The sequence below is a fragment of the Geomonas sp. genome (assembly GCF_056994735.1).
In genome coordinates this window covers 1-2506 of sequence record NZ_JBXKJL010000151.1, presented here as the reverse complement: position 1 = coordinate 2506, position 2506 = coordinate 1, and the positions used below count along the sequence as shown (strand labels likewise).

Genomic DNA, 2506 nt, shown 5'->3' with positions numbered 1-2506 from the left:
CAACGTCGGCGCCACCCGGGTCATGGACGAAGGCGTGTCCAAGCTGTTCAAGCAGACCGACATGCTGCAAAAGGAAATGGAAGCCTTCAAGATCTGATCCGGCAGCGCCCAGTAAGGAATCATCCCCTGTGCGGGGAGAGCACCAAAGGGGGGATTTATTCCCCCTTTTGGCTTGTTGGCGCTAAAGGGACCGGACTGAAGCCGCAGCTTAAGGAAAAGGGGCAACCTCGCGTCCCCCCCTTGTCAAAGGGGGGACAGGGGGGATTTGCCTCTCATCCATCTTCTGAAGAAACAAGGAGCACGTATGGGCAGGATAGCTGATAAATTCAAGACCTTGCAGGAGAGGGGCGAAAAGGCGCTGGTGACCTTCATCACCGCCGGCGATCCCGATCTGGCCACCACCGAGCAGGCCGTACTGGAGCTCGAGCGGGCAGGGGCGGACCTGATTGAGCTCGGTGTGCCCTTCTCCGATCCCATGGCCGACGGACCCACCATACAGCTCTCTTCCGAGCGCGCGCTGGCGGCCGGGACGACCCTTCCGGCCATCCTGGACATGGTGAAGAGGCTGCGGACGCGCACCCAGGTGCCGATCGTGCTCATGGGCTACTTCAACCCCATCTTCGCCTACGGCGCCGAGCGCTTCGCCTCCGATGCGGCCGCGGCCGGGGTAGACGCCCTGCTGGTCGTGGACCTGCCCCCCGAGGAGTCCGACGAGCTCAAGGTGGCGACCGACCGTCACGCTCTGGACCTGATCTTCCTCCTGACCCCTACCTCGGATCGCTCCAGGGTCGATGCCGTCTCCCGCCTCGGCAGCGGCTTCATCTATTACGTCTCCGTTACCGGTGTCACCGGCGCCCGCAGTTCGGTGGCCGACGATCTCGCCGCCAGGGTTACCCAGGTCCGGGGCGAGCTGAGTCTGCCGCTCGTGGTCGGCTTCGGCATCTCGGATCCGGCGCAGGCCGGGAAGGTGGCCGGGGTAGCCGACGGTGTCGTGGTCGGCAGCGCGCTGGTGAAGTATTTCGAGAAATACCAGGGACCGCAACTCCTTCAGGAACTCGGCGGCTTCGTCTCTTCACTGAAGGAGGGCGTCGTCGCGGCGACCAAAGGCTGATCGTTTTGATATCGCGGACTTAGCAGGGGCCGTATACCGTTTTGTTTGACATAGCCGGTGTGATCTGCTAAGTATCACCCCCAGTTTTTTACAATGAACAGGAGGGGGTTGTTCCCCTTAAGAGGACACCATATGGCATGGTTTAAAAGAGATAATCCCCCGAAGCCGAAGGGCGCGGATCACAGGGTAAAGGTCCCGGAAGGGCTTTGGACCAAATGCGTGAGTTGCAACGCGACCATCTATACCAAGGACATCGAAAACAACCTCAACGTCTGCCCCAAGTGCAACCACCACTACCGCGTTTCAGCGCGGAAGCGGATCGAGCTCCTGATCGATCCCGGCACCTTTTCCGAGTTCGATGCCGGCATTGTCTCGGTGGACTGCCTCAACTTCAAGGATTCCAAGAGCTACCAGGAGCGCATCGATGCCGCCTTGGCCAAGGGTGGGAGCAAGGACGCCATCATCTGCGGCGAGGGCCGGATCGAAGGGACCCCCGTGCAGATCAGCGTCTTCGACTTCTCCTTCATGGGTGGCAGCATGGGTAGCGTGGTAGGGGAGAAGATCACCCGCTCCATCGAGCGCGCCATCGTCGGCCGCACCCCGGTCATCATCGTTTCAGCCTCCGGCGGGGCCAGGATGCAGGAGAGCATCCTGTCGCTCATGCAGATGGCCAAGACCTCGGCCGCCCTGGCGAAGCTCAAGGAAGAGGGGCTTCCCTTCGTATCGATCCTGACCGATCCCACCACCGGTGGTGTTACCGCCAGTTTCGCCATGCTGGGCGACATCAACATGTCCGAACCGAAGGCGCTGATCGGCTTTGCCGGACCGCGCGTCATCGAGCAGACCATCAGGCAGAAGCTCCCCGAGGGCTTCCAGCGCGCCGAGTACCTTCTCGACCACGGCATGGTGGATGTCATCGTGGACCGCAGCAAGATGAAGCCGCAGCTCTCCAGCATCCTCAAGATGCTCTACCGCGGGTAGTGCCGTCCGGATGCAGGGCTGATTGATAGCTGAATCAAAGGGGGCGCCGCCAGCGACAAACTGGCGGCGCCTTTTTTAGTGCATGCCCCCTCTCCTCGCGAGAGGGCTAGGGCGCTTCCCACGAAGCGACGATTCTGCCTAAGGCCAACCTCCCTCACCCCGACCCTCTCCCGGAGGGGGAGGGAGCTGACAGACCAGGAGGCTTTATGATCTCCATGACCCATCTCGCCATGTTTGCCGCGACCTCCGTTCTCCTGACCTTCACCCCCGGCCCAGACGTCATCTATGTGATGACCCGCGGCATAGCCCAGGGGAGAAAGGCGGCGCTTTCCGCCGCCGCGGGATTCGCCCTCGGCAATTTCGTCCATACCTTCTTCGCCATCGTCGGCCTCTCCGCGCTCATCGCCTCCTCGG

At 61.9% G+C, this 2506-nt stretch carries 3 protein-coding genes; all 3 read left to right on the top strand.

The window, feature by feature from the left end:
• Positions 1-304 precede the first annotated feature (304 nt).
• A complete protein-coding gene (gene trpA / locus AC11W3_RS07160) occupies positions 305-1111 on the top strand; it encodes a tryptophan synthase subunit alpha (RefSeq protein WP_484088813.1) in 807 nt (268 codons plus the stop codon).
• A gap of 132 nt (positions 1112-1243) precedes the next feature.
• Positions 1244-2092 (top strand): acetyl-CoA carboxylase, carboxyltransferase subunit beta, encoded by an 849-nt coding sequence (gene accD, locus AC11W3_RS07155; RefSeq protein WP_484088812.1) that lies wholly within the window; start codon positions 1244-1246, stop codon positions 2090-2092.
• A gap of 206 nt (positions 2093-2298) precedes the next feature.
• On the top strand, positions 2299-2506 hold a 208-nt coding region (locus AC11W3_RS07150; RefSeq protein ID WP_484092731.1), incomplete at its 3' end, for a LysE family transporter.